The sequence below is a fragment of the Kitasatospora sp. NPDC048407 genome (assembly GCF_043200475.1).
In the GTDB taxonomy this organism is placed as follows: Bacteria; Actinomycetota; Actinomycetes; order Streptomycetales; family Streptomycetaceae; genus Kitasatospora.
Genome location: NZ_JBICXW010000020.1, coordinates 102,355 through 128,114, shown reverse-complemented (window position 1 = coordinate 128,114; position 25,760 = coordinate 102,355). Strand labels below are relative to the sequence as shown.

The window sequence follows — 25,760 nt, the reverse complement described above, 5'->3', positions numbered from 1 at the left end:
CCCACCGCCGGTCCGCGACCAGGAGGCTTGACCCCCATGAACGCCCAGCCGACGCTCACCGAGCTTGAGCAGGCCAGCCCCTTCGAGCACCGCCACATCGGCCCCGACAGCGACGCCCAGCAGAAGATGCTGGCCCAGGTCGGCTACACCTCGCTGGACGAACTGTCCGACGCGGCCGTCCCCGACGCCATCCGCAGCCTCACCGCGCTCGGCCTGCCCGCCGGCCGCAGCGAGGCCCAGGTGCTCGCCGAACTGCGCGAGCTCGCCGGCCGCAACCAGGTCCTCACCTCGATGATCGGCCTCGGCTACTACGGCACCTTCACGCCGCCGGTCATCCTGCGCAACGTCCTCGAGAACCCCGCCTGGTACACCGCGTACACCCCGTACCAGCCGGAGATCTCCCAGGGCCGCCTGGAGGCCCTGCTCAACTTCCAGACCATGGTCGCCGACCTGACCGGCCTGGCCACCTCCGGATCCTCGCTGCTCGACGAGGGCACCGCCGCCGCCGAGGCGATGGCCCTGACGCGGCGCGTCACCAAGGTCAAGGGCGGCGTCTTCCTGGTCGACGCCGACACCCTGCCGCAGACCCTCGCCGTGATCGAGACCCGCGCCGAACCGACCGGCGTCGAGGTCGTCACCGCGGACCTGTCGAACGGCATCCCCGCCGAGATCGCCGAACGCGGCGTCTTCGGCATGCTGATCCAGTACCCCGGCGCGTCCGGCGCGGTGCGGGACATCAAGCCCGTCATCGAGCAGGCCCACCAGCTCGGCGCGGTCGTCGCCGTCGCCGCCGACCTGCTCGCCCTCACCCTGCTGCGCTCGCCCGGCGAGCTCGGCGCCGACATCGCCTGCGGCACCTCGCAGCGCTTCGGCGTCCCGATGGGCTTCGGCGGCCCGCACGCCGGCTACCTCGCCGTGCGCGCCGAGTACGCCCGCAACCTGCCCGGCCGCCTGGTCGGCGTCTCCGTCGACGCCGACGGCAACCGCGCGTACCGGCTGGCCCTGCAGACCCGCGAGCAGCACATCCGCCGCGAGAAGGCCACCTCCAACATCTGCACCGCCCAGGTGCTGCTCGCCGTGATGGCCTCCATGTACGCCGTCTACCACGGCCCCGACGGCCTCGCCGACATCGCCCGCCGCACCCACCGCTACGCCGCCGCGCTCGCCGCCGGCCTGCGCGCGGGCGGCGTCGAGCTCGCCCACGAGGCGTTCTTCGACACCGTGACCGCTGTTGTTCCGGGGCGTGCGGACGAGGTTGTCGCTGCGGCGCTGGCCGGTGGCGTGAACGTGTTCCGGGTGGACGCGGACCAGGTCTCGGTCTCTTGTGACGAGACGACGACCCGTGAGCACCTGGCGGCCGTGTTCGCGGCGTTCGGTGTGACGGCAGAGGTGGTCGAGGACGCGGACGCGCTGCCCGCCGGGCTGCTGCGTGAGGACGAGTACCTCACCCACCCGGTCTTCCACAGCCACCGCTCCGAGACCGCCATGCTGCGCTACCTGCGCCGCCTGTCGGACCGCGACTACGCGCTCGACCGCGGCATGATCCCGCTGGGCTCCTGCACCATGAAGCTCAACGCGACCACCGAGATGGAGCCGATCACCTGGCCCGAGTTCGGCCAGCTGCACCCGTTCGCGCCGGTCGACCAGGCCGAGGGCTTCCTGACGCTGATCCGCGGGCTGGAGCAGCAGCTGGTCGAGGTCACCGGCTACGACGCCGTGTCGATCCAGCCGAACGCGGGCTCGCAGGGCGAGCTGGCCGGTCTGCTGGCCGTCCGGGCGTACCACCGGGCGAACGGTGACACCCAGCGCGACGTGTGTCTGATCCCGTCCTCGGCGCACGGCACCAACGCGGCCTCGGCGGCGATGGCCGGCATGCGGGTCGTGGTCGTGAAGACCCTGGCCGACGGTGACGTGGACGTCGAAGACCTCAAGGCCAAGATCGAGCAGCACCGCGAGCAGCTGGCCGTGCTGATGGTCACCTACCCGTCCACCCACGGCGTGTTCGAGACCCAGATCACCGACATCTGCGCCCTCGTCCACGAGGCCGGCGGCCAGGTGTACGTCGACGGCGCCAACCTGAACGCGCTGGTCGGCCTCGCCAAGCCCGGCAAGTTCGGCGCGGACGTCTCGCACCTGAACCTGCACAAGACCTTCTGCATCCCGCACGGCGGCGGCGGCCCCGGCGTCGGCCCGGTCGCGGTGCGCGAGCACCTCGCGCCGTACCTGCCCAACCACCCGCTGCAGGCCGAGGCCGGCCCCGCGACCGGCGTCGGACCGATCTCGGCCGCGCCGTGGGGCTCCGCCGCGATCCTCCCGATCTCCTGGTCGTACGTCCGCCTGATGGGCGGCGAGGGCCTCAAGCGCGCCACCCAGGTGGCCGTGCTGAACGCCAACTACATCGCCAAGCGGCTCTCCCCGCACTTCCCCGTGCTCTACACCGGCCCCGGCGGGCTGGTCGCGCACGAGTGCATCATCGACCTGCGTCCGCTCAGCAAGGAGACGGGCGTCAGCGTCGACGACATCGCCAAGCGACTCATCGACTACGGCTTCCACGCACCGACCATGTCGTTCCCGGTCGCCGGCACGCTGATGATCGAGCCGACGGAGTCCGAGGACCTGCACGAGATCGACCGCTTCTGCGAGGCGATGATCGCTATCCGCCGGGAGATCGAGAAGGTCGGCGCGGGCGAGTGGGCGGCGGACGACAACCCGCTGCGCAACGCGCCGCACACCGCGGCGATGATGGCCGGGGAGTGGGCGCACCCCTACACCCGCGAAGAGGCGGTCTTCCCGGCGGGCGTCAACCCGGCGGACAAGTACTGGCCGGCGGTGCGACGCATCGACGGGGCGTACGGGGACCGGAACCTGGTGTGCTCGTGCCCGCCGCTGGACGAGTACGACGCGTAGTTTGCAGTTGCACGGCGAAGCCGCCCGTCGGGGGAGTTCTCCTCGGCGGGCGGCTTTTGCGTGGGCGCCTTCGGCAGGGGCCGGAGGCATAGCGAAGGCCGCTCGTCGGGGGGAGTTCCCTTGGTGGGCGGCTTTGGTGTTGGGGCCTTCCGCTGCGCGCAGTTCCTCGCGCCCCTGGTGGGGCGGGGGAGAGGGAGGAGAGGGTGCCTTCGGCGGGGGGCGTATAGCGAAGGCCGCTCGTCGGGGGAGTTCTCTTGGTGGGCGGCTTTGGTGTTGGGGTCTTCCGCTGCGCGCAGTTCCTCGCGCCCCTGGTGGGGCGGGGGAGAGGGAGGAGAGGGTGCCTTCGGCGGGGGGGGCGTATAGCGAAGGCCGCTCGTCGGGGGAGTTTTGTTGGTGGGCGGCTTTGGTGTTGGGGTCTTCCGCCTCGCGCAGTTCCTCGCGCCCCTGGCGGGGCGCGGGGAAGGGGCGGGAGGGAGAGGGGGGCGGGAGGAAGGCGAAGGCGCCTCCGGCAGGGGGTGCGGGAGGCGCCTTCGGGTGGGCCTGGGGTCAGGAGTAGACCGGGCCGGTGAACTTCTCGCCGGGGCCGGAGCCGGGGGCGTCGGGGATGAGGGAGGCTTCGCGGAAGGCGAGCTGGAGGGAGCGGAGGCCGTCGCGGAGGGGGGCGGCGTGGAAGTTGGAGATTTCGGGGGCTCCGGCGGTGACCAGGCCGGCCAGGGCGGTGATCAGCTTGCGGGCCTCGTCGAGGTCCTTGTCGGCCTCGCCGCCCTCGGCCAGGCCGCACTTGACGGCGGCGGCGCTCATCAGGTGGACGGCGACGGTGGTGATCACCTCGACGGCGGGGACCTCGGCGATGTCGCGGGTCAGGTCGTCGAAGCCGAGGGCCTCGTCGGACTCGGGCGAGTGGTCGGGCTGGGTGGTCACGGTGTCACTCCGGGATGCTGGTGCGAAAGCGCAGTACAAAGGGAGGGTACAAGGCGGGCGGAGGCGGACCGGAATACCGGTCGGCCCCGGAACGCTGGTATGCTTCGAGACTGACCGGCCAGGAACCCGATTCGGGAGCCAGGCCAGCAAGTGGAGGCTCCACTTCAGGAGGCCCGAGAGGGCAACCGCGACAGTCTCCCACCCGAGCGGCCGAAGGGCCGACGGGTCCGGTCCGTGGCGAGCGCCGCAAGGAATGCTTGCTGCCAGTGGTGTCCGACAGGGCATCCCGGAACGTGTGGAGCCCCGCCTGTACCGTGCGGGGCTTTTTTCGTGCGTTCGGTGCTTCTGCCAGACGGCAGAGGGGCAGCGAAGCATGAATGAAGCCCCGCCCAGTGGTCGAAAGCCACTACGTGCGACCGCCGTCCGACGGCCGCATCGAAGAAGGTGCAACCGAGGAGGCCCCATCAGCACCGAGCCCCGCATCAACGACCGGATTCGCGTCCCCGAGGTGCGACTCGTCGGTCCCAGCGGCGAGCAGGTCGGCATCGTCCCGCTCGCGAAGGCGCTGGAGCTTGCCCAGGAGTACGACCTGGACCTGGTCGAGGTCGCCGCCACGGCGCGTCCGCCGGTGTGCAAGCTCATGGACTACGGCAAGTTCAAGTACGAGTCGGCCATGAAGGCCCGTGAGGCGCGCAAGAACCAGGCGCACACGGTCATCAAGGAGATGAAGCTCCGGCCGAAGATCGACCCGCACGACTATGACACCAAGAAGGGTCACGTCGTCCGGTTCCTCAAGCAGGGCGACAAGGTCAAGATCACGATCATGTTCCGCGGTCGTGAGCAGTCCCGCCCCGAGCTGGGCTTCCGACTGCTGCAGCGGCTCGCGGAGGACGTCCAGGAGCTCGGCTTCGTGGAGTCCGCGGCCAAGCAGGACGGCCGAAACATGATCATGGTTCTCGGCCCGCACAAGAAGAAGACCGAGGCGATGGCCGAGGCCCGCGCCGCCGCTGACGCCCGCAAGGCGGAGCGGCTCGGTCGCGGCCCGGCCGCGGAGCAGGCGGACGACGAGGTCGACGAGGTGGAGCAGGTCGAGGAGACCGAGACCGCCGAGGTCGAGCCCGCTGCCGAGACCGCCGAGGTCGAGCAGCCCGCCGAGACCGCCCAGGACGCCTGAGCCTTCGGGTTCAGATTCCGGGCGGGATCGGCACCGGTTCCGGGGCGTCCGTCCCGGAGACGAGATCCATCCAGTTCCGGCCCGCACCCCCGGGGTGCGGGCCGCGAACGGACCGACGAGGAGATACGGCGACATGCCGAAGCAGAAGACGCACAGCGGCGCCAGCAAGCGCTTCAAGATCACTGGTTCCGGGAAGGTGCTGCGCGAGCGTGCCGGCCGTCGCCACCTGCTTGAGCACAAGCCCTCGACGCTGACCCGCAAGCTGGCCGGCAACGCCGAGATGGCTCCCGGCGACGCCAAGAAGATCAAGAAGCTTCTCGGCAAGTGATCGCCCGCCCGCGGCCAGGCTGCGGGCACAGCTGATCCTTTCCGACCGAATCGAATAACGGACCGGCGGCACGAACCGGGGGTCCGGAACCAAGGAGTAATGAAGTGGCACGCGTCAAGCGGGCAGTGAACGCCCACAAGAAGCGCCGGGTCATCCTGGAGCGCGCCTCCGGCTACCGTGGCCAGCGCTCGCGCCTGTACCGCAAGGCCAAGGAGCAGGTCACCCACTCGCTCGTTTACAACTTCAACGACCGCAAGAAGCGCAAGGGCGACTTCCGTCAGCTGTGGATCCAGCGCATCAACGCCGCTGCCCGCAACAACGGCATGACCTACAACCGCTTCGTGCAGGGCCTGAAGGCCGCCGGCGTCGAGATCGACCGCAAGATGCTCGCCGAGCTCGCGGTCAACGACACCGTCGCGTTCCGCGCGCTGGTCGAGGTTGCCCAGAAGGCGCTGCCGGAGGACGTCAACGCCCCCAAGGTCGCCGCCTGATCCAGGCCGTGCCCTGATGCTTTCCCGGACCCGCAGGCCGCCCGGCCTGCGGGTCCGTGCGTTGTGCCTCCGGACAGGCCCTTGTCCGCCCGCCCCTCCGTGACGAAGAACGTGAGCATGAGCACCGAGACCCCCCTGCTGACCTCCCTGCGCTCCCCGCGCGTCGTCGCCGCCCGCCGGCTGGCCAAGCGCAACCAGCGGAGCAAGGACCGGCGTTTCCTGGCCGAGGGCCCGCAGGCCGTGCGGGAGGCCGTGGCGTTCGGGCGGCTGCCCGGCGGGGAGCACGCCGTGGTGGAGGTGTACGTGACCCGGGAGGCCGCCGAGCGGCACGCCGAGATCGTGGCCTCCGCGCACGCCGAGGGCCTGCCGGTGCTGACCGCCACCGAGGAAGTGATCGCGGAGATCTGCGACACCGTCACCCCGCAGGGCATCGTCGCGCTGTGCCGGTTCATCGACACCCCGTTCGAGCAGGTGCTGGCGTCCCGGCCGAAGCTGGTCGCCGTGCTCGCGCACGTGCGCGACCCCGGGAACGCGGGCACCGTGCTGCGCACCGCCGACGCGGCGGGTGCGGACGCGGTGGTGCTGACCGACGCTTCGGTGGACCCGTACAACCCGAAGGCGGTGCGGGCGTCCGTGGGCAGCCTGTTCCACCTGCCGTTCGCGACCGGGGTGCCGGTGGAGGAGGCGGTGGCGCGGCTGCGGGAGGCCGGGGTGCGGGTGCTGGCCGCGGACGGGGCCGGGCAGCGCGACCTCGACCAGGAGCTGGACGAAGGCACCCTCGAGGGGCCGTGCGCCTGGGTGTTCGGCAACGAGGCGTGGGGGCTGCCGGAGGAGACCCGGGCGCTGGCGGACGAGGTGGTGCGCGTCCCGATCCACGGGCACGCGGAGAGCTTGAATCTCGCCACGGCCGCCGCCGTGTGCCTGTACGCCTCCGCGCGCGCCCAGCGCTCCCCCGGCGGGTGTCGCGGCACGGCCTGAGCGCGCTAGGGTCGATCCCCATAGCCGGTGCGGGGCGGGGGAGGACACCCATGGGCGGCGACGACGGCTTGGCGACCCTGGAACCGGACGACCTGCCGGACGGGTTGGTGGTCGCGGACGCACAGGGCCGGGTGGTGGTCTTCAACCGGGCCGCCGAACGGATCACCGGCCGCTCCGCGCACTGCGCGATCGGCGTGGCGCTGGAACAGGCGCTGCCGCTGGAGGACCTGGACGGCCGGCGCTGGTGGCAGCTGACCGACCCGTACGGGGGCCTGGCGGTGCGCAGCGGGCAGCCGGAGCGCAACCTGCTGCTGCCCGGGGGCCGCGAGGTGCTGGTGTGCGCCCGCTACCTGCGGGAGCGGCCGGGCGGGCCGGTGCGGCGGGTGGTGGTGACGCTGCGCGGCACCGAGGCGCGGCGGCGCACCGAACGCAGTCACGCCGAGCTGATCGCGACCGTCGCGCACGAGCTGCGGTCGCCGCTGACCAGCGTGAAGGGGTTCACGGCGACGCTGCTGGCGAAGTGGGAGCGCTTCAACGACGGCCAGAAGCGGGTGATGCTGGAGACCGTCGACGCGGACGCGGACCGGGTGACCCGGTTGATCGCGGAGCTGCTGGACATCTCGCGGATCGACGCCGGCCGGCTCGAGATCCGCCGCCAGCGCCTGGACCTGGCGGCGGCGGTGCGCCGGCACGTGGAGGGGAAGGTCGCGGCGGGCATCCCCGAGGAGCGGTTCGACATCCGGGTGGCGGCGCCGCTGGGCGAGCAGTGGGGCGACCCCGACAAGATCGACCAGGTGCTGGCGAACCTGCTGGAGAACGCGGTGCGGCACGGCGAGGGCACCGTGACGATCGAGCTGGGGCCGGCCAACGACGTGGTGGAGGCGGCCGGTTCGCCGCCGCGGATGATCGAGGGCACCGCCGTCACCGTCAGCGACCAGGGCGCGGGCATCGCGGAGGAGGCGATGCCGCGGGTGTTCACCCGGTTCTGGCGGGGCTCCAAGCGGGGCGGGACGGGCCTCGGGCTGTACATCGTGAAGGGCATCGTGGAGGCGCACGGCGGGGTGATCCGGATCAGCCGGGCGGAGGGCGGCGGGGCCAGGTTCCGGTTCGTGCTGCCCGCGGGGATTCCCGACTTCATGCTCTGACCCCGTTTTCCTGCGTCGAGGGGGCCCACCCCGTGGTCGCCCAGCGTAGTCGGTCGCGGCCTGCGACTACACTCGACCCTTGGCGTTCTCGCGGACGCCCGGCGAGGCAGCAGACCTGATCACGAGCAGGAGCACGGGAAGCATAGAGATGTCGGCACCCAACAAGTCGTACGACCCGGTCGAGGTCGAGGCCCTCAAGCCCGAGGTGGTGGAACAGGCCCGGGACGAGGCGATCGCCGCCTTCGCCGCCGCCGCCGACCTCGACGAGCTCAAGCAGGCGAAGGTCGCGCACACCGGCGACCGTTCCCCGCTCTCGCTCGCCAACCGTGAGATCGGCGCGCTGCCCCCGCAGGCCAAGGCCGCGGCGGGCAAGCTGATCGGCCAGGCCCGCGGAGCGGTCAACCAGGCCCTCGCCAAGCGGCAGGTCGAGCTGGAGGCGGAGCGCGACGCCCGGGTGCTGGTCGAGGAGGCAGTGGACGTCACGCTGCCCTACGGCCGCGTCCCGCGCGGTGCCCGGCACCCGCTGACCACGCTCGCCGAGCGCATCGAGGACACCTTCGTCGCGATGGGCTACCAGGTGGCGTCCGGCCCCGAGGTCGAGGCGGAGTGGCTGAACTTCGACGCCCTCAACCTGCACGCCGACCACCCGGCCCGCTCGATGCAGGACACCTTCTTCGTCGAGGCCCCCGACGGCACCGCCGACTCCGGCATGGTGCTGCGCACCCAGACCTCGCCGGTGCAGATCCGGGCGATGCTGGCCGGCGAGCCGCCGCTGTACGCGGTCAGCCCGGGCCGGGTGTACCGGACCGACGAGCTGGACGCCACGCACACCCCGGTGTTCCGCCAGGTCGAGGCGATCGCGGTGGACGAGGGCCTGACCTTCGGCCACCTGAAGGGCACCATCGAGGTGCTGGTGGAGAAGCTGATCGGCGGCGGCCTGGAGCTGCGCTGGCGGCCCTCGTACTTCCCGTTCACCGAGCCGAGCGCCGAGATCGACCTGCAGTGCTTCGTGTGCCGCGGCGCCTCGGTGGGCAACCCCGACCGTCCGTGCCGGACCTGCTCCTCGGAGGGCTGGATCGAGCTGGGCGGCTGCGGCGTGGTCAACCCCCGGGTGCTGGTCGCCGCGGGCATCGACCCGAACCGCTACAGCGGATTCGCGTTCGGCCTGGGCCTGGAGCGGATCCTGATGAACCGTCACAACGTCGCCGACATGCGCGACATGGTCGAGGGTGACGTCCGCTTCACCCTCCCGTTCGGGATGGAGATCTGATGCGCGTCCCGCTTTCCTGGCTGCGTGAGTACGTCGACCTGCCGGCGGGTGAGACCGGACGCGACGTCGCGGCCCGACTGGTCCGCGCGGGTCTCGAGGTCGAGACGGTCGAGCAGCTCGGCACCGACATCAAGGGCCCGCTGGTGGTCGGCGAGGTCCTCTCCATCGAGGAACTGTCCGGCTTCAAGAAGCCGATCCGGCACTGCTTCGTCAACGTGGGCAACGCCAACGGCACCGGCGAGCCGCAGGAGATCGTCTGCGGCGCGACCAACTTCCAGGTCGGCGACAAGGTCGTGGTGATCCTGCCCGGCGGCGTGCTGCCCGGCCCGTTCCCGATCTCCGCCCGGCAGACCTACGGCCACACCTCGGCCGGCATGATCTGCTCCGCCCGCGAGCTCGGCATGGGCGAGGACCACGACGGCATCATCGTGCTGCCGCCCGAGTACGAGGCCGGCACCGACGCGATCGAGCTCCTCCAGCTCGCCGACGAGGTCCTCGACATCGCCGTCACCCCGGACCGCGGCTACTGCCTGTCGATGCGCGGCGTGGCCCGTGAGGCCGCCGCCGCGTACGGCCTGCCGCTGGCCGACCCGGCGCTGCTGGACGTGCCGCCGGCCAACTCCTACGGCTACCTGGTGAAGGTCGCCGACCCGATCGGCTGCGACCGCTTCGTGGCGCGCACCGTCACCGGCGTCGACCCGGCCGCGAAGTCGCCGATCTGGCTGCAGCGCCGCCTGCAGAAGTCCGGGATCCGCCCGATCTCGCTGGCCGTGGACATCACCAACTACGTGATGCTGGAGGTCGGCCAGCCGCTGCACGCGTACGACCGCGAGCGGGTGGACGGGCCGATCCAGGTCCGCCGCGCCACCGAGGGCGAGACGCTGACCACGCTGGACGGCGTCAAGCGCAAGCTGTCCGCCGAGGACGTGCTGATCTGCGACAACTCCGGCCCGATCGGCCTGGCCGGTGTGATGGGCGGGGCGGCCACCGAGATCCTCGAGCCGGTCACCGACCCGGAGACCGGCGCCGTCACCGGCACCACCGAGATCATCATCGAGGCCGCGCACTTCGAGCCGGTCGCGATCGCCCGCGCCGCCAAGCGCCACAAGCTGCCCTCCGAGGCGTCCAAGCGCTTCGAGCGCGGCGTCGACCCCGAGGCCACCCGGGCCGCCGCGCAGCGCGCCGTGGACCTGCTGGTGCTGATCGCCGGCGGCACCGCCGAGGCCGGTGTCACCGACATCGCCGCCCCGCGCCCGGTGCGCACCATCACCATCGACGCCGACCTGCCCGACCGGGTGGCCGGCGCCGAGTACGGCCGCGAGACCGTCACCCGCCGCCTGCAGGAGGTCGGCTGCGGCGTCGCCGGAGCGGACGTCCTGGAGGTCACCCCGCCGTCCTGGCGGCCCGACCTGACCGACCCGTACGACCTGGTCGAGGAGGTCGTCCGGCTCGAGGGCTACGACAACGTCCCCGCCCGGATGCCGGTCGTCCCGCCGGGCCGCGGCCTGAGCGAGGCGCAGCGCTTCCACCGCCGGGTCGGCGTGGCACTGGCCGGCGCCGGCTACGTGGAGATCAACGCGTACCCGTTCGTCGGCGACGCCGCGTTCGACGGCCTCGGCCTGGACAAGGACGACGCGCGCCGTCGCACCGTCAAGCTGGTCAACCCGCTGAACGACGCCGAGCCGGCGCTGCGCACCACGCTGCTGCCGGGTCTGCTGGGCGCGCTGCGCCGCAACGTGGGCCGCGGCAACACCGACCTGGCGCTGTTCGAGACCGGCACGGTGTTCCTGCCGAAGGCCGAGCCGAAGGTCGCGCCGCGGCTGCCGGTGGACCGCCGTCCGACCGAGGAGCAGCTCGCCGAGCTGAACGCGGCGCTGCCGGACCAGCCGCGCCGGGTCGCCGTCGCGCTGACCGGTGAGCGGCTGCCGTCGGGCTGGTGGGGCAAGGGCGCGCCGTCCGGCTGGGCGGACGCCATCGAGGCGGCCCGCACGGTCGCCGCGGCGGCCGGTGTGGAGCTGACGGTCCGCCAGGCGCAGTACGCGCCGTGGCACCCGGGCCGCTGCGCCGAGCTGCTGGTCGGTGACGAGGTCGTCGGCCACGCCGGTGAGCTGCACCCGCGGGTCATCAAGGCGCTGCACCTGCCGGAGCGCACCAGCGCGATGGAGATCGACCTGGACCTGGTGTTCGAGGACGGCCGCCGGGTGTCCGGCCCGCCGGTCTCGGCGTACCCGGTGGCGACGCAGGATGTGGCGCTGATCGTGGACGCGGGCGTGCACGCGGCGGACGTGGAGTCGGCGCTGCGCGAGGGCGCGGGCGAACTGCTGGAGTCGCTGCGGCTGTTCGACGTGTTCACGGGCGAGCAGGCCGGTGCGGGCAAGAAGTCGCTGGCGTACACGCTGCGGTTCCGTGCCGCGGACCGGACGCTGACCGCGGACGAGGCGTCGGCGGCCCGCGAGTCGGCCGTCGCGGTGGCCGCGGAGCGCACCGGCGCGGTGCTGCGCGGGGCCTGACGGCTACCGCTACGGACGGGAGCCCCGCCGGGCCGGGACCTTCGGGTCGCGGCGCGGCGGGGCTCCGTCGTGTGTGCGCTACTTGCAGGTGGTGTCCTTCAGCACGGTGACGATCTTGTCGCCCTCGGCGGCGGTGAGGCCGCTCTTCGCCTCGGCGAACTTGGTGGCGGCGACCTGGCCGAGGCCGGCGTCGCTGCCCTTGGACTTCTTGATCTCCTTGCAGACCTCGCCGGCGGCGTCGATCGCCGTCTGCTGGTCCTTGATCAGGTCCGGGTCGAGATCCTTCAGCCCGTTGAGCATGTTGATCTCGGCGTCGACGGCCTGGTCCCAGTTGTCGTCCGAGGGGGACGCGGCGGCGGCGGGCTTCTTGTCGCTGCTCTTGGAGCCCGGGAAGTCGCACGAGGTGAGGGTGAGGGCGACGCCGAGGGCCAGGCAGCCAAGGGCGGTTCGGGTGATGACGGATCGCATGGGGGACACTGTGCCAGAACAGCGGCGCGGGGCGCGGCCGGTACCGAAAAGGTGTGCGGGACAACACGGTTGACGAACCGGCCGGCCGGGCTGCTATGTTCCCCCTGACAGCCTTCGAACGCGCCCCCGCGGCAGCGTCGGAGGCTTTTTTCATGACTTCTGACACGGTGTGGGGTACGGGGAGTGCCGCTGAATCGTCCGGCCCGGTGGGGTACTTGGCGCTGCTGCGGCAGCGCGAGTTTGCCGGGCTGTACGCGAGTTTCTCGCTGACGGCGGCGTCGGGGACGCTGTCGGGTTTCGCGCTGGGCTCGCTGGTGCAGGCGCGGACCGGGTCGCCGTTGCTGACGGCGCTGAGCATGTTCGGGTCGTCGTTCGCGGCGGTGGCGGGCGCGTTGACGCTGATGTCGGTCGCGGACGGCGGGCGGCCGCGGCGGACGCTGGTGGCGCTGCACGGCCTGTCGCTGGTGGCGGTGGCGGCGCAGGCCGTGCCCGGGCTGCCGCTGGTGGCGCGGTTCGGGCTGCTGCTGGTGGTGGGGTTCTTCCAGTCGCTGGGCACGGGAGCGCGGATGGGGCTGCTGGCGGAGATCGTGCCGGCCTCCGGCTACGCGCCGGCCCGGTCGCTGATGAACCTCACGGCGGGCGGCGCGTCGGTGCTCGGGTTCGCGCTCGGCGGGGCGTTGCTGGCGGCGCTGAGCCCGTCCCAAGTGTTCGTGCTGGCCGGGGTGTTGGCGGCGCTGGCGACCGCAGTGGTGGCGGCGACGGTGCGGGAGCGTTCGGTGCGGACGGCGCGCCGGCCGGGCCTGCGGGAGACCTGGCAGGGCAACGTGGCGCTGCTGGGCCGTCCGGGGCGGCGGGCGCTGCTGCTGAACCTGTGGGTGCCGAACGGGCTGGTGGTGGGCTGCGAGGCGCTGTTGCTGCCGTACGCGCCCGCCTCGGCCGGCCTGCTGCTGGCGGCGGGTTCGGCCGGGATGCTGCTGGGCGACCTGGTGGTGGGCCGGCTGCTGGACGAGGCCGGGCGGGCGCGGTGGGCGTATCCGCTGCGGCTGCTGCTGGCGGGGCCGTTCCTGCTGCTGGCGCCGCGCCCGCCGGTGGCGGTGGCGGTGCTCGCGGTGGGTGTGGCCGGGGTGGGGTTCGCGGCGACGCTGCCGTTGCAGGAACGGCTGCTGGCGTTGACGCCGGACGCGGAACGCGGGCAGGTGCAGGGCGTGGAGTCGGCCGGGCGGATCACCTGGCAGGGCATCGGCGCGGCCGTCGGGGGCGCGCTCGCACAGGTGGTGGAGCCGGGGTGGGCGATCGGGCTGCTGGCCGCGCTCTCGCTGGTGGTGACGGTGGCCTCCCGCCGGGCGGTGCGGCGGGAGGCGGCGGCTGCGGCGGGTGGGGTCAGAGCGGGCGGTGCATGATGTGCAGGCCGACGAGGCCGAGGGTGGGGTGGCGGAAGCCCTCGGGGACGGTGCCGAGGACGGTGAACCCGAGTGACTCGTACAGGTGCACGGCGGGGGCGTTGCTGGCGACGACGGCGTTGAACTGCATGGCGCGGTAGCCCTGTTGGCGGGCCCAGTCGAGGGTGTGCTCGCACAGGGCGCGGCCGGTGCCGCGGCCGGCGTGGTCGGGGTCGACCATGAAGCTGGCGCTGGCGATGTGCGCGCCGTTGCCCCACTGGTTGTTGTTCATCTTGGCGGTGCCGAGGACCGTGCCGTCGTCGTCGACGGCGACGACGGTGCGGTTCGGCGCGGTCAGCATCCACCAGTCGCGGGCGGTGTCGGCGGTGAGGTCGACCGGGTAGGTGAACGTCTCGCCGGCGCGGACGATGCGGTGGAAGAACGGCCAGATGGCCGGCCAGTCCTCGGAGTTGGCGTCGCGGATCATCATTCGGGCCAGCATGGCGGTGCTCGCCGGCGGTGGCGAGCGGTTTTCCGCCGCATTCTTTGGCGAGTACCCGTCAGATGCTGCCGGACGTCTTGCGGGGTCGCGAGGTGGACGCTTCAATCCCTGTTAGGAAACTTTCCTAACCCTCTCCTGTGGGTCCTCCCATGCCCGCAGCCGGCCGACGGAGTGTCAGATGCGTCAGATGCAGACCAAGCACCGCACCACCCGCGCCGCCCTCGCGGTCCTGTTCGCCGCCATCCCGCTCACCCTGGCCACCGCCGGGGCGGGCACCGCCGCCGCGGCGTCCGTGGGGCTGGACGACGCGCACAAGAAGGAGATCGCCATGCAGCTGGTCTCCTCGGCGGAGAACTCCTCGCTGGACTGGAAGGCCCAGTACCAGTACATCGAGGACATCGGCGACGGCCGCGGCTACACCGCCGGGATCATCGGCTTCTGCTCCGGCACCGGCGACATGCTGGAACTGGTGCAGCACTACACCGACCTGAAGTCCGGCAACGTGCTGGCGAAGTACCTGCCCGCGCTGAAGAAGGTCAACGGCAGCTCCTCGCACTCCGGCCTCGGCACCGCCTTCGTCAACGACTGGAAGACCGCCGCCAAGGACACCGTCTTCCAGACCGCGCAGAACGACGAGCGCGACCGGGTGTACTTCAACCCCTCGGTGAAGCAGGCCAAGTCCGACGGGCTGCGGGCGCTCGGCCAGTTCATCTACTACGACGCCATCGTGATGCACGGCCCCGGCAGCAGCTCCGACTCCTTCGGCGGGATCCGCGCCGCAGCCATGAAGAAGGCCAAGACGCCCGCCCAGGGCGGCGACGAGGCGACCTACCTGAACGCCTTCCTGGACGTCCGCAAGGTGATCATGAAGCAGGAGGAGGCGCACGCCGACACCAGCCGGGTCGACACCGAGCAGCGGGTGTTCCTGAACGCCAAGAACTTCGACCTCAACCCGCCGCTGAAGTGGAAGGTGTACGGCGACTCGTACCAGATCAACAGCTGATCGGGTTGTAGGGGCGGCTGTTGACGGCCCGGCTTCCGTGCGGTGCTGCGGGGGCCGGGCCGTCGGGTGCTGTCGACGGTGTTGTCGATGGTTCGTCAACACACTTGGTGCGCACGGTTATTACAACTCGGACACAACTGGGACGCCGTGCCCCGGCCGGTCGGTAGCGTCGGCCTCGACCCGCGCCCGTTTCCGAGGGGGAGCCATGCGCATCCGAGCGACCGTCACCGCCGCCTGCCTGGCCGTCGTTCTCGCGGCGAGCGGCTGCGCACCGGCCCGTGGCGGGCCCGGACTCGCTTACGAGATCGACCGGGGCACCGGCGACGTCGAGCTGACCGCCTGCGCCGTCGACGACGAACTGCACTGGCCCGCCGCCACCGTCCGGATCACCAATCACACCGCCACCATCAGCAACTACGTGGTGCAGATCGCCTTCCTGGACAACGCCGGCCGCCAGATCACCGAGGGCGTCGCCGCCGCCAGCTCCCTCGCCCCCGCGCAGGACGCCGTCGAGCAGGCCCAGGGAACCGCGGACCCGAAAGGCCCGGTCAGCTGCCGGGTCGTGGACATCGCCCGCTACGCCACGCCCTGAGAGCCGCGCACTGAAACGCCTTCGGCCGCCCCTGCTGGTTCGCGGAAGGGGCGGCCGAAGGGGGCGGTCGGAGTTATGCGGTGTAGTCGTAGAAGCCGCGGCCGGACTTGCGGCCCAGCAGGCCCGCGTCCACCATCCGCGACAGCAGCGGCGGGGCCGCGTACAGCGGCTCCTTGTATTCGTCGTACATCGACTCGGCGATCGAGACGATGGTGTCCAGGCCGATCAGGTCGCACAGGCGCAGCGGGCCCATCGGGTGGGCGCAGCCGGCCTCCATGCCCTTGTCGATGTCCGCCGCCGTGGCCACGCCGGACTCGAACATCCGCACCGCGGACAGCAGGTACGGCACCAGCAGTGCGTTGACCACGAAACCGGCCCGGTCGCGGGCGCGGATCGGCTCCTTGCCGAGCGCCTCGACGGCGAACTGCTCGGCCCGGGTGGTGGTCTCCGCCGAGGTGGTCAGCGTCGGGATGACCTCGACCAGCTTCTGCACCGGCGCCGGGTTGAAGAAGTGCAGGCCGATCACCTGCTCGGGGCGGCTGGTCGCCGCAGCAAGCTTCACGATCGGGATCGAGGAGGTGTTCGAAGCCAGGATCGCGTCCCGGCGGCTCACCACCTGGTCCAGCGTCTGGAAGATCTTGATCTTGATGTCCTCGCGCTCCGCGACCGCCTCGACCACCAGGTCCCGGTCGTGGAAGTCCGCCAGCTCGGTGGTGAACGCCAGCCGCGACAGCGCCTCGTCGCGCTGCTCCTCGGTCAGCTTGCCGCGCCGAACCGCGGTCTCCAGGGAGTTGGTCAGCCGGGTCCGGCCCAGCTCCAGCGCCTCGCCACTGGCCTCCGAGACCAGCACGTCCAGGCCCGAACGGGCGAAGACCTCGGCGATGCCCGACCCCATGAGGCCGCAGCCGACTACTCCGACACGCGCGATGTCACTCACTCAGATGCCCTTCACGTGGAGCTGGGGGTCACCCAGCCGGTGGTGTCACGGCCACCGCGCCCCGGTCGGGGCCCGGCGAGTCCGCCCGGACGACGGTACTACCTGGCTTAACGCTCGTTCACCCCGGACCTGTGCCCGGCTTCGCTCTTCCGAACGGGTGAGCATCGGCGGTGCGCCCGTTCGCGCTTCGCGGCCGGGCACCAGAATGCGAACGTTCAGCCGTAGGAGGGAGCAGGCAGATGGGAACCGGATCACTTGCCGGGCAGGTCGGGCTGGTCACCGGTGCCGGGCGCGGCATCGGACGGGAGATCGCCATCGGCCTCGCCGCCGAGGGCATGGCCGTCGGCCTGATCGGCCGCACCCAGGAGACGCTGATCGCCACGCTCAAGGAGTGCGTCCGGCACGGATCGCGCGGCGTCGCCGTCACCGCCGATGTCAGCCACCCCGGCGCCGTCCGCGAAGCCGTCCGCGCCGTCGAACACGACCTCGGCCCCGTCGACCTGCTGGTCAACAACGCCGGGCAGGTCGACCGCGACGAAGTGCCGATCTGGGAGACCGACCCCGCGCAGTGGTGGCAGGTCGTCGAGACCAACCTGCGTGGCCCCTACAACCTGCTGCGCCACGTCCTGCCCGGAATGGTGGAACGCGGCCGCGGCCGGGTCGTCAACCTCAACAGCGGATTCGCGCTGCGCCCCGACGGCAACTACACCGCCTACGCCACCTCCAAGGGCGCGCTGCTGCAACTGTCCGACAACATCGCCGACTCGGTCGGGCAGCACGGCATCGTGGTGCTGGACATCAGCCCCGGCGCCGTCCGGACGGACATGACCGCTGACATGCCGATGTTCCGGGACCGGAGCGAGTGGGGCTCCATTCCCTACATGGTGGCCGTCACGGTGGACGCCGCCCGCGGGCGCTTCGACGCGCTGCACGGACGCTTCCTGCACGCCGGGCGGGACAACCTGGAGACGCTGGTCGCGTCCGCCGAGGCGATGCGGGAGGCGGACGCGCGGACGCTGCGGCTGCGGCCGTACGGGCCCGATGATCCGATGGCGTGACGGTGTGCTGAGCGTTTTAGAGGAGGACGTTTTAGAGGAGGAGTGCGGCCAAGTCGGCGTCCGGGAGTGAGCCGGCCGGGCGGCCCTCGCGGGCGAAGGCGCCGGCGAGCTGCTGGAGGGCCGCGTTGACCGGGGTCGGGATGTTGTGCAGGCGGCCGAGCAGGACGATCTCGCCGTTCAGCCAGTCCGCCTCGATGTCGCCGGTGCCGCGCATCAGGCTCTGCCAGGAGGAGCCGCCGCCGCGCTGCTCGCCGTTGAGCGGCACCAGCGTCACGCGGTTGGCGCGGGTGGCCCGCTGTTCGTCCGAGGACGGGTGGGTGATCCCGGCGGCCGCCAGCACCGCCCGGCCCTCCGCCTGGACGCGCTGCCACACCTGCTCGCGCAGCTCGCCGTCGATCGGTCCGGCCACCGCCTCCAGTGCGTTGCCGAGATTGCCCAGCAGCTTCGCGTACTTCCACTCCATCACCCGGTCGGTCACCGGGGCGTCGAAGAACGAGGCGGTGAGATCGGCGGCGATCCGGTCGGCGAGGCCGTCGGTTCCCTGCGGGTAGCGGCCCAGGTGCAGCATGCCCGAGCGCGGCGAGCCCGCCGCCGAGACCCGGCCCGGCTCCAGGTGCGTGGACGGCAGCCACACGCACATCCCGTACACCCGGGCGAAGCGGCGCAGCGCGATCCGTTCGTTCTCCACCCCGTTCTGCGCGCACACCAGCGGCAGGCGCTCGCCCGCCGTGCCGCCGCCGGCGACCGGGCGGGGCGCCCACTGGTCGAGCAGCTCCGTCGAATGCTGGGTCTTCACCGCCAGCACCAGTACGTCGTCCGGCATCAGGTCGATCTCGTCCGGCCCGCCGATCGCCGGGACGGGCAGGTGGTGCGTGCCGTCCGGGGTGGTCAGGCGCAGGCCGTCCTTGCGCAGGGCGGTGAGGTGCGGGCCGCGGGCGACCAGGACCACGTCGTGGCCGCTCTGGTGCAGACGTCCGCCGATGGTGCCGCCGACCGCGCCGGCGCCGAGGAAGAGATAGCGCATGGGGTGAGCATCGCACGGGCGGGGAGCGGGAGTTGAGGCCCGGTGCTTTTTGGGGCGTCTGCTACGAGCAGAGTTCGGAGGCTGTCACCGCGTGCAGGCCCTTGGCGTCGAGTCCGTCGAGGATGGCGGGCAGAGCCGTCACGGTGCCCTGGTGGCCCATGTGCAGGGCGACCACCGAACCGGCCGCCGCCGACTTCAGGACGCGCTGGGTGACGACGTCCGAGCCCGGGTCGGTGTAGTCCAGCGGGTCGATGTCGAAGGACAGTATGTGCTGGTAGCCGACCTGCTGCGCCTGGTCCTTCACCATCTGCGTCGCGTACTGCGCCGCGGACGGCCGGAACCAGCGGCCTATCGACCCCGTCAGGCGCTGCAGGCGCTCGGCGCACTGGGCTATCTCGTCGCGGGCCTGGTCCGGGCGCATCGCGGATATGTCCAGGTGGTTCTGGGTGTGGTTGCCCAGTTCGTGGCCGCCGTCGAGGATCCGCTGCGCCATCTGCGGCTGCTCGTCCAGCCAACTGCCCACCACCAGGACGGTCAGCCGCGCCCCGCGCTGCTCGGCCGCCGTCAGCAGCGCCGTCGCGACCGCCGGGTCGCCCTGCCCGTGGAACGTCAGGGCGAGCTGCGGGCGGCTGTGCGGCCCCGTGACCACTTCCTGCGGGGTGTCCGGAGCCAGCGGGGGGAGGGCGGGGGCCTCTTCGGTCTCGGGGGCGGCGGACGGGGACGGGCTCGGGTCCTCCGCGAGGTGGGAGGGCTGCGGGCGGGCCGCGACGGAGGCGGCTCCGTTGCGGTTTCCGTCGGTGGCGGCGCTGCACGTGGCGGTGAGGCCGACGGTGGCGGTGAGAGCAGCCAGCCGGGCGGAGGAACGCAGAACACTGCGGCGGTCGAGTGTCATCGCGGCCCACCCTACGCAGAGCCCTCGGGGTGTGGCAGCGGCTGCCGTCCGGACGAGTGGGGTTTCGGTTTCGGGTGGCGGGTCAGGGAGTTGGGTGCTTGGGGTCCGGGTGCTCGGTGGTGGGCGAGTGCTTCGTGGGGCGGGGTGGGCCGAGGAGGAGCGCGGCGGTGACCAGGGTGGCGCCGAGCAGTTGGAGCGGGGTGGGGGCGGTGGCGGTGAGGACGGCGCCCGAGAGGGTGGCCGTGAGCGGGATCAGGCCGCCGAACAGGCCGGCGTGCTCCGGGGTGAGCCGGGTCAGGGCCGAGTACCAGAGCAGGAAGGCGACGCACGTCATCAGCAGCGACAGGTAGAGGAAGGCGAGCAGCTCGGTCCCGGTCGGCGGGCGCGGGGAGGTGGGGGAGAGGGCGGCCGTCGCGGCGAACAGCGGGACCGCGAGGGCGACGGTGTATGCCGAGACGCGTACCGGTCCGAGACGGGGCAGGAGCGGAACGGCGAGGAGGGAGAACGCGGCCTCGCAGAGCAAGGTGCCGGTGGCGCAGAGCAGTCCGAGGGTGTCGCCGGAGCCGAAACCCTGGGTGAGAGCCGCACCGACCACCACCAGGGCGGCCGCCGCGAGCAGCCGGGCGGCGGGGCGGCGGCGGGCGAGGAGCGGTCCGAGGACGCCCAGCAGCAGCGGGGTGCAGCCGACGATGCTGCCGACCACTGCCGGGTCGGTGTGGCGCAACGCGGTGACCATCAGGAGGTTGAAGGCGAAGAGGCCGGTGGCGGCGAGAGCGAGGAGGAGCGCCAGTTCGCGTGCCGTCAGCCGTCTGGTGAGGCGGCCCTGGCGGCGGGCGAGAGGGAGGAGGACGGCGGCGGCGAGGGCGTAGCGGAGGGCCTGGCCGGCGGCGAGCGGGTACGAGGAGAGGGCGGCGGTGACGCCGGTGGAGCAGCCGAGGAGGGTCATGGCGGCGGCGGCTTGGAGGGAACCCGGCAGTCGCGAGCTTGCGGTGTGCGGGGGTGTTGCGGCTGGGGCGGTGGTGGTGGGCATGGTGGTGACGCTAGGGGCGGGGTGGTCTGGTTCCCAGGGCCACCTGTGGGCTGGTGGAGAGGACCACTTTGGCGCGGGTCGGAGACGGGGACCAGAAACTTCGGGGCCTTTTCGCGCCCCGTTGATCGCCGGCAGACTTGGCCCCGCCGTTCTCCCCCGGCCCCTGGCGGGCCGGGAGGTGCCCCCACGGGCCCCTGGTGGGGCCTGTCGCATGATGGCGGGTATGGGTTATTCGGTGGGGTCGGGGGCGTCTTCCGGTGGGGTGCGGGAGTTGTTGGTCGAGTGGGGGGAGGGGGCGGGGGATCTGGCGGGGCGGTTGACGCGGGGGTTGCGGGCGGCGGTGCGGGACGGGCGGTTGGGGGCGGGGGAGCGGTTGCCGGCGAGTCGGGTGCTGGCGGCGGAGTTGGGGGTGTCGCGGGGGGTGGTGGTGGAGGCGTACGAGCAACTCGCGGCGGAGGGTTACCTGGTGGGGCGGCGCGGGTCGGGGACGCGGGTCGCGGCGGGGGTGGCGGCGGCCGGGCCGGGGTGGGTGGAGCGGGCGGCGCCGGCCGAGGTGCGGTACGACCTGAAGCCCGGGACGCCCGATCTCGGGGTGTTTCCGCGGGCGGCGTGGGCGGCGGCGGTGCGGCGGGCGTTGCTGGGGGCGGCGAACAGTGAGCTGGGGTACTCGGATCCGGCCGGACTTCCGCAGCTGCGTGGGGAGTTGGCGGCGTACCTGGGCCGGGTGCGGGCGGTGGTGGCGCGGCCGGAGCGGGTGGCGGTGGTGAGCGGGGTGGGGCAGGGGCTGGCGCTGCTGTTGCAGGTGCTGGCCGCCGGCGGGCGGCGGCGGATCGCGGTGGAGGATCCCGGTTCGCCCGGCACACTGGAGTTGCTGCGGGCGCACGGGGCGCGGCCGGTGGGCGTGCGGGTGGACGAAGAGGGTTTGGTGGTGCGGGAGTTGGCGTCCAGTGGTGCGGACGCGGTGCTGGTCACCCCGGCGCACCAGTATCCGACCGGGGTGGTGCTGTCGGCGCGTCGGCGGAGTGAACTCGCCGCGTGGGCGCGGGCCGGCGGGCTGGTGATCGAGGACGACTACGACGCGGAGTTCCGCTACGACCGTGAACCGCTGGGCGCCGTCCAGGGGTTGGCGCCGGAGCGGACGGTGTATCTGGGTTCGCTCAGCAAGACCTTGGCGCCCGGACTGCGGCTCGGCTGGGCGGTGCTGCCGGAGTACCTGGTGGAGGAGTTCGCGGACGCCAAGCGGTACGCGGATCTCGGGACCGGTGCGATCGACCAACTCGCTTTCGCCGCCCTGCTGGAGAGCGGCGGCTACGACCGTCACCTGCGCTCCGTCCGCCCCCGCTACCGGGCCCGCCGCGATGCCTTGGCGGCCGCGCTGAGGCAGCACCTTCCGCAGGCCGAACTGCGGGGCGTCGCGGCCGGGTTGCACCTGTACGCGGATCTGCCGGACGGCGTGGAGGAGGGTGCGGTGGCGGGTGCCGCGCTGCGGCGCGGGGTGCGGGTGGCGACGGTCGCGCCGGGGCGGCTGGGGCCCGGGCGGCCGGCAATTGCGTTGGGGTATGCGGGAGTTGCGGAGCAGCGGCTGTGGGAGGCGGCGGCGCTGCTCGGGGAGGCGGCGCGGGAGGCGGCGGCGCTGCTCGGGGAGGCTGCGCTGCTCGGGGAGGCGGTGCGGGAGGTGGGTTGACGGGGTGCCGCCGCCGGGTTGTACCTCGGCGGCGGCAAGGCTGACGGAGCGTCAGGTCGTGAGCAGCTGGTAGGTGTTGGCGACGGCGGCGAAGACGAGGACGAGCAGGACGACGGTCAGCAGGACGAGTTGGACCACGCCGCGTTGGTGGCGGGGGGCGTAGGCGATGGCGGCGCCGGAGGCGAGGCCGGTGAGGAGGCCGCCGAGGTGGCCCTGCCAGGAGGTGAAGCTCGCGGAGACGGCCATCCAGATCACCATGGTGATCAGCATCTGGTTGCCGCCGAGGGGGTCGTAGCCCTGGCGGCGGCTGAGGATCCAGTAGCCGCCGGCCAGGCCGAAGATCGCGCCGGAGGCGCCGATGGCGAGGCTGTTGGGGGCGATCAGGTAGACCAGGACGTCGCCGCCGAGGGCGGAGAGCAGGTACAGGGCGGTGAAGCGGAGGGCGCCGAGACGGTCCTCGATGACCGAGCCGAGTGACCAGAGCCAGTACATGTTGAAGACGATGTGGGCGATCGCGAACGGGCCGAAGGAGGAGTCCGCGGTCGGCGAGAGGTGCAGGAAGGCGCCGGTGAGGAGCCGGTACCACTCGCCGTGGGCCACGCCGGCCTGGTAGAACGCCGATATGTCGGTGGGGTCCTCGCCCGGGTTGCGCAGCATCAGCGCCGAGCCGAGCATGCCGAACCGCTGGATGGTCTCCGGGCGGACCAGTTCGAGGACGTACGCGGCGAGGTTGAGCGCGATCAACACCATGGTGGCGTAGGGCCGGGAGGTGATCCGGCCGCCGAACGCGGTGCGGGCCTGACGGACGCTCTGGTGGCCGGACTTGACGCATTCCACGCACTGGTAGCCGACCGCGGCGTCGCGTCGGCAGTCCGGGCAGACGTGGCGGTCGCAGCGGGTGCAGCGGACGTACGACTCGCGGTCGGCGTGCCGGAAGCAGGTCGGTGACGGCGCCTCGGGAGCGGGGGCTCCCGGGGCGGGTTCTGCGGCGTCCATGAACGGGCCTCCCCTGGGCGGTGGTGCTCGGCCGCGGGGCGTCCACGGCGATGATCCACGGCGAATCGGCGCTCACCCTAGAGCACGGCCCGGACGGGTGGGAGGTCAGCCCTGCCCGGGCTGCCGGCGGGGCGTGTCGGGAGCTAGCGGCGGGTTGCGCTGAGGATGGTGAACTTCGGACTGCCCGCCACCGTACGGCAGTTGCCGAACAGCTTGCGGAGCTTGACGTGGTAGCCCAGGTGCCGGTTGCCGACCACGCGCAGCTCGCCGCCCGGGCGCAGCACCCGGCGGGCGCCGGTGAACATCCGCCAGGCGATGGCGTCCGTGGTGGCCTGGTGGGAGTGGAACGGCGGGTTCAGCAGGACGACGTCCACCGAGGCGTCCGGGATGTCCGCGAGGGCGTCGCCGACCAGGAATTCGGCGCGGGCGTCCGGGCCGAGGGCGGTGCGGAAGGTCTCCTCGGCGGATGCCACCGCCTGGAACGACTCGTCCACGAAGAGGAGTTCGGCGTGCGGGGCGGTCAGTGCGGCCGCGGTGCCGACGATGCCGTTGCCGCAGCCGAGGTCGACGACCCGGCGGGCGTCCTGCAGGTCGGGCAGGTGCTGGAGGAAGAACCGGGTGCCGATGTCGAGGCGGTCCGCGCAGAACACGCCTGCCTGGTTGGCGACTTGGCGGCCCGAGAGCACGCCGATGCCGTCCGGCAGCCGGTAGCGCAGCGGCCACGGGTTGGCCGGGCGAGCAAGCTCCGGCTGCGGGGTGGTGTGGATCAGGCGGGCCTTGCGGACCGCCAGCGAGGTGCGGGTCGGGCCGAGGATCCGTTCGAACAGCTGGAGGGTGGAGGTGTGGATCTCGGTCACCATTCCGGTGCCGACCACCACGGTGCCCTCGTGCAGGGCGGGTGCCAGGCGGTGCAGCTGGTCCTCCAGCAGCGCCAGGCTCTTGGGCACCCGGACGAGCAGGACGTCGATGCGGGACGGGGGTGCGTCCTGGGTGGTGCGGACGTCCACCAGCGCCGGGTCCAGGCCGTTGCGGATCAGGTTCGCGGTGATCGCCCGGCCGGACAGGTACGAGTCGGTGATCGCCGTCAGCGTTCCGGCCGCTCCCGCGAGTGCCGTGGAGACGCCGCCCCAGCGGTCGCCGAGCACCACCACCGCGCCGTCCAGCGGCACCGGGCCGCCGTTCTCCGGCCCCTCCTTCAGGTACCGCAGCAGGTACTCGTCGGCGGCGTCCCAGGCGCGCAGCTGCTCACGCGGGTTCTCCGGGAATCGGGCCAGCTCGAAGGTGCCCCAGGCGGTGGTGAAAGAGTTGTTCATCGTGCCCCCAGGCTATCGGAGGCGCTGGGGGCGGCCGGACGGCGACGGCGGGGGAGGGGCGGTCGGGGCAGTAACGGCGGTGGACGGGGCGATCGCGAGGGCGAGGATGATCGTTAAGATCCCCCGCATGTCACCGACCCCGCCGCCGTCCATACCGGCCGCACCGCCCGCCCGGTCCCCGGAGTTCGACCGGCTCAAGGCCTTCCCCGAACTCGCGGCGCTGCGCGAATCCGTCCAGCAGCAGCGCTGGGAGCAGGTGGCGGCCTTCCTGGGCGGGCTGACCGACCCGGCCGACCGCGCCACCGCCGCGTACGTCGTCGCCGAGACGCCGGACGCGGGCGCGTTCCTGCAACGGATGACGGCCGAGCACCCCGGGAGCACACTGCCACGGGTGCTGCACGGCTGCTACTACGTCCACCAGGCCTGGGAGGCGCGCGGTGCGGCCCGGGCGAAGTACGTCGATGCCGAGTCCTTCGAGCTCTTCCACCGCCGCCTGAAGATCGCCGACAAGCTGCTCGCCGAGGTCGTCGCGGAGGAACCGGGCAACGCCGACGCGTGGCGGCTCCGGCTCACCACGGCCCGCGGCCTCGAACTCGGCATCGCCCGGGCCAGGACCCGCTACGAGCGGCTCGCCGCGCACCAGCCGCACGACTACGCCGGCCAGTCCCAGCTGCTCCAGCAGTTGCTGCCCAAGTGGGGCGGATCCTGGGACGCCGCGTTCGCCTTCGCCCGGGAGTGCCGCGGCGCCGCGGACCCCGGCGGCCTCGACCCGGTCCTGGTGGCGCAGGCGCACCTCGAACGCTGGCTCAACGTCGGCGGCGACAAGGACCCGGCCCACCTGCGCCGGCCCGAGGTCGTCGCCGAACTCGTCGACGCCGCACGGGCATCCGTCCTCCACCCCGAGTTCCGCGGCGGCTACTCGGCGATCGAGGCCCACGGCTTCTTCGCGGCCGTCTTCGGACTCGCCGAGGAACACGCCCTGGCCGCACCGCACTTCAGGGCGCTCAACGGCTACGCCAGCGAACATCCCTGGGCCTACCTCCGCTCCCTCACCAGCCTCGGCCGGGGCACCGCCTACAAGCGGCTGCGCCGCCGCGCCCTGCGGGCCGGATAGCCGGGCGGTTTCCGGCGCGGGCGGGCGGCTTTCGGGGCGGGTCG

General features: G+C 72.5%; 23 protein-coding genes. 14 read left to right on the top strand and 9 right to left on the bottom strand.

The window, feature by feature from the left end:
• The first annotated feature begins 36 nt into the window (after positions 1-36).
• Entirely contained in the window at positions 37-2,907 is a 2,871-nt protein-coding gene (gcvP, locus tag ACGFWJ_RS29230; RefSeq protein WP_392954916.1) for an aminomethyl-transferring glycine dehydrogenase, read from the top strand.
• 546 nt (positions 2,908-3,453) lie between these two features.
• Here gcvP and ACGFWJ_RS29225 read toward each other — a convergent pair.
• Positions 3,454-3,828 (bottom strand): DUF1844 domain-containing protein, encoded by a 375-nt coding sequence (locus ACGFWJ_RS29225; RefSeq protein WP_387643013.1) that lies wholly within the window; start codon positions 3,826-3,828, stop codon positions 3,454-3,456.
• Positions 3,829-4,291: 463 nt separating this feature from the next.
• Here ACGFWJ_RS29225 and infC point away from each other — a divergent pair, with 463 nt between their 5' ends.
• From infC to pheT, 7 genes are all read left to right on the top strand, one after another.
• Positions 4,292-5,002: a translation initiation factor IF-3 gene (gene infC, locus ACGFWJ_RS29220; protein ID WP_387643047.1), complete on the top strand. Its 711-nt coding sequence runs from the start codon at positions 4,292-4,294 to the stop codon at positions 5,000-5,002.
• A gap of 133 nt (positions 5,003-5,135) precedes the next feature.
• Positions 5,136-5,330, top strand: a complete 195-nt coding sequence (gene rpmI, locus ACGFWJ_RS29215) for a 50S ribosomal protein L35 (RefSeq protein ID WP_030268653.1) — start codon at positions 5,136-5,138, stop codon at positions 5,328-5,330.
• A 104-nt stretch (positions 5,331-5,434) separates the two neighbouring features.
• The gene (gene rplT, locus ACGFWJ_RS29210) at positions 5,435-5,821 is read left to right on the top strand and encodes a 50S ribosomal protein L20 (protein ID WP_387643012.1); all 387 of its coding nucleotides are present in this window, start codon (positions 5,435-5,437) and stop codon (positions 5,819-5,821) included.
• 117 nt (positions 5,822-5,938) lie between these two features.
• Complete coding sequence (locus ACGFWJ_RS29205) at positions 5,939-6,799, top strand: TrmH family RNA methyltransferase (RefSeq protein ID WP_387643011.1); 861 nt, start codon at positions 5,939-5,941, stop codon at positions 6,797-6,799.
• 50 nt (positions 6,800-6,849) lie between these two features.
• A complete protein-coding gene (locus ACGFWJ_RS29200) occupies positions 6,850-7,944 on the top strand; it encodes an ATP-binding protein (protein WP_387643010.1) in 1,095 nt (364 codons plus the stop codon).
• A gap of 148 nt (positions 7,945-8,092) precedes the next feature.
• Positions 8,093-9,214 (top strand): phenylalanine--tRNA ligase subunit alpha, encoded by a 1,122-nt coding sequence (gene pheS, locus ACGFWJ_RS29195; RefSeq protein WP_030464253.1) that lies wholly within the window; start codon positions 8,093-8,095, stop codon positions 9,212-9,214.
• Complete coding sequence (pheT, locus tag ACGFWJ_RS29190) at positions 9,214-11,724, top strand: phenylalanine--tRNA ligase subunit beta (protein WP_392954911.1); 2,511 nt, start codon at positions 9,214-9,216, stop codon at positions 11,722-11,724. Before pheS ends, pheT begins: the two co-directional genes overlap by 1 nt.
• A gap of 78 nt (positions 11,725-11,802) precedes the next feature.
• Here the strand turns inward: pheT and ACGFWJ_RS29185 are convergent, their stop codons facing one another.
• Positions 11,803-12,192 (bottom strand): hypothetical protein, encoded by a 390-nt coding sequence (locus ACGFWJ_RS29185; RefSeq protein ID WP_392954909.1) that lies wholly within the window; start codon positions 12,190-12,192, stop codon positions 11,803-11,805.
• A gap of 152 nt (positions 12,193-12,344) precedes the next feature.
• On the opposite strand from ACGFWJ_RS29185, the gene ACGFWJ_RS29180 reads away from it, so the two are divergent.
• The gene (locus tag ACGFWJ_RS29180; RefSeq protein WP_392954907.1) at positions 12,345-13,592 is read left to right on the top strand and encodes an MFS transporter; all 1,248 of its coding nucleotides are present in this window, start codon (positions 12,345-12,347) and stop codon (positions 13,590-13,592) included.
• Here ACGFWJ_RS29180 and ACGFWJ_RS29175 read toward each other — a convergent pair.
• Positions 13,573-14,061 carry a GNAT family N-acetyltransferase gene (locus ACGFWJ_RS29175; RefSeq protein WP_387643006.1) on the bottom strand — a complete coding sequence of 163 codons (489 nt, stop codon included), beginning with the start codon at positions 14,059-14,061 and terminating at the stop codon, positions 13,573-13,575. The genes ACGFWJ_RS29180 and ACGFWJ_RS29175 overlap by 20 nt on opposite strands.
• 190 nt (positions 14,062-14,251) lie before the next feature.
• Here ACGFWJ_RS29175 and ACGFWJ_RS29170 point away from each other — a divergent pair, with 190 nt between their 5' ends.
• Both ACGFWJ_RS29170 and ACGFWJ_RS29165 read left to right on the top strand, forming a co-directional pair.
• Positions 14,252-15,076, top strand: coding sequence for a chitosanase (locus ACGFWJ_RS29170; protein WP_392954905.1), 825 nt, complete (start codon positions 14,252-14,254; stop codon positions 15,074-15,076).
• A gap of 205 nt (positions 15,077-15,281) precedes the next feature.
• Positions 15,282-15,668 carry a hypothetical protein gene (locus tag ACGFWJ_RS29165; RefSeq protein ID WP_392954903.1) on the top strand — a complete coding sequence of 129 codons (387 nt, stop codon included), beginning with the start codon at positions 15,282-15,284 and terminating at the stop codon, positions 15,666-15,668.
• A gap of 73 nt (positions 15,669-15,741) precedes the next feature.
• Here ACGFWJ_RS29165 and ACGFWJ_RS29160 read toward each other — a convergent pair whose 3' ends face one another.
• The gene (locus ACGFWJ_RS29160) at positions 15,742-16,605 is read right to left on the bottom strand and encodes a 3-hydroxybutyryl-CoA dehydrogenase (protein WP_387643003.1); all 864 of its coding nucleotides are present in this window, start codon (positions 16,603-16,605) and stop codon (positions 15,742-15,744) included.
• A 239-nt stretch (positions 16,606-16,844) separates the two neighbouring features.
• Between ACGFWJ_RS29160 and ACGFWJ_RS29155 the strand changes: the two genes are divergently transcribed.
• The gene (locus ACGFWJ_RS29155; RefSeq protein ID WP_392954901.1) at positions 16,845-17,663 is read left to right on the top strand and encodes an SDR family NAD(P)-dependent oxidoreductase; all 819 of its coding nucleotides are present in this window, start codon (positions 16,845-16,847) and stop codon (positions 17,661-17,663) included.
• Between the two features lie 31 nt (positions 17,664-17,694).
• On the opposite strand, the gene ACGFWJ_RS29150 is transcribed toward ACGFWJ_RS29155, so the two are convergent.
• The 3 genes from ACGFWJ_RS29150 to ACGFWJ_RS29140 form a co-directional block, all read right to left on the bottom strand.
• Positions 17,695-18,687 carry a ketopantoate reductase family protein gene (locus tag ACGFWJ_RS29150; protein WP_392954899.1) on the bottom strand — a complete coding sequence of 331 codons (993 nt, stop codon included), beginning with the start codon at positions 18,685-18,687 and terminating at the stop codon, positions 17,695-17,697.
• Positions 18,688-18,748: 61 nt separating this feature from the next.
• Complete coding sequence (locus tag ACGFWJ_RS29145; RefSeq protein ID WP_392954897.1) at positions 18,749-19,579, bottom strand: polysaccharide deacetylase family protein; 831 nt, start codon at positions 19,577-19,579, stop codon at positions 18,749-18,751.
• A gap of 82 nt (positions 19,580-19,661) precedes the next feature.
• Positions 19,662-20,609 (bottom strand): EamA family transporter, encoded by a 948-nt coding sequence (locus tag ACGFWJ_RS29140; protein ID WP_392954895.1) that lies wholly within the window; start codon positions 20,607-20,609, stop codon positions 19,662-19,664.
• Between the two features lie 223 nt (positions 20,610-20,832).
• On the opposite strand from ACGFWJ_RS29140, the gene ACGFWJ_RS29135 reads away from it, so the two are divergent.
• Positions 20,833-22,293 (top strand): PLP-dependent aminotransferase family protein, encoded by a 1,461-nt coding sequence (locus ACGFWJ_RS29135; protein ID WP_392954893.1) that lies wholly within the window; start codon positions 20,833-20,835, stop codon positions 22,291-22,293.
• A 51-nt stretch (positions 22,294-22,344) separates the two neighbouring features.
• Here the strand turns inward: ACGFWJ_RS29135 and ACGFWJ_RS29130 are convergent, their stop codons facing one another.
• Both ACGFWJ_RS29130 and ACGFWJ_RS29125 read right to left on the bottom strand, forming a co-directional pair.
• Positions 22,345-23,289 (bottom strand): rhomboid family intramembrane serine protease, encoded by a 945-nt coding sequence (locus ACGFWJ_RS29130; RefSeq protein ID WP_392954891.1) that lies wholly within the window; start codon positions 23,287-23,289, stop codon positions 22,345-22,347.
• 143 nt (positions 23,290-23,432) lie between these two features.
• Entirely contained in the window at positions 23,433-24,602 is a 1,170-nt protein-coding gene (locus tag ACGFWJ_RS29125; RefSeq protein WP_392954889.1) for a methyltransferase, read from the bottom strand.
• A gap of 127 nt (positions 24,603-24,729) precedes the next feature.
• Between ACGFWJ_RS29125 and ACGFWJ_RS29120 the strand changes: the two genes are divergently transcribed.
• A complete protein-coding gene (locus ACGFWJ_RS29120; RefSeq protein WP_392954887.1) occupies positions 24,730-25,716 on the top strand; it encodes a hypothetical protein in 987 nt (328 codons plus the stop codon).
• The last annotated feature ends 44 nt before the right edge of the window (positions 25,717-25,760 follow it).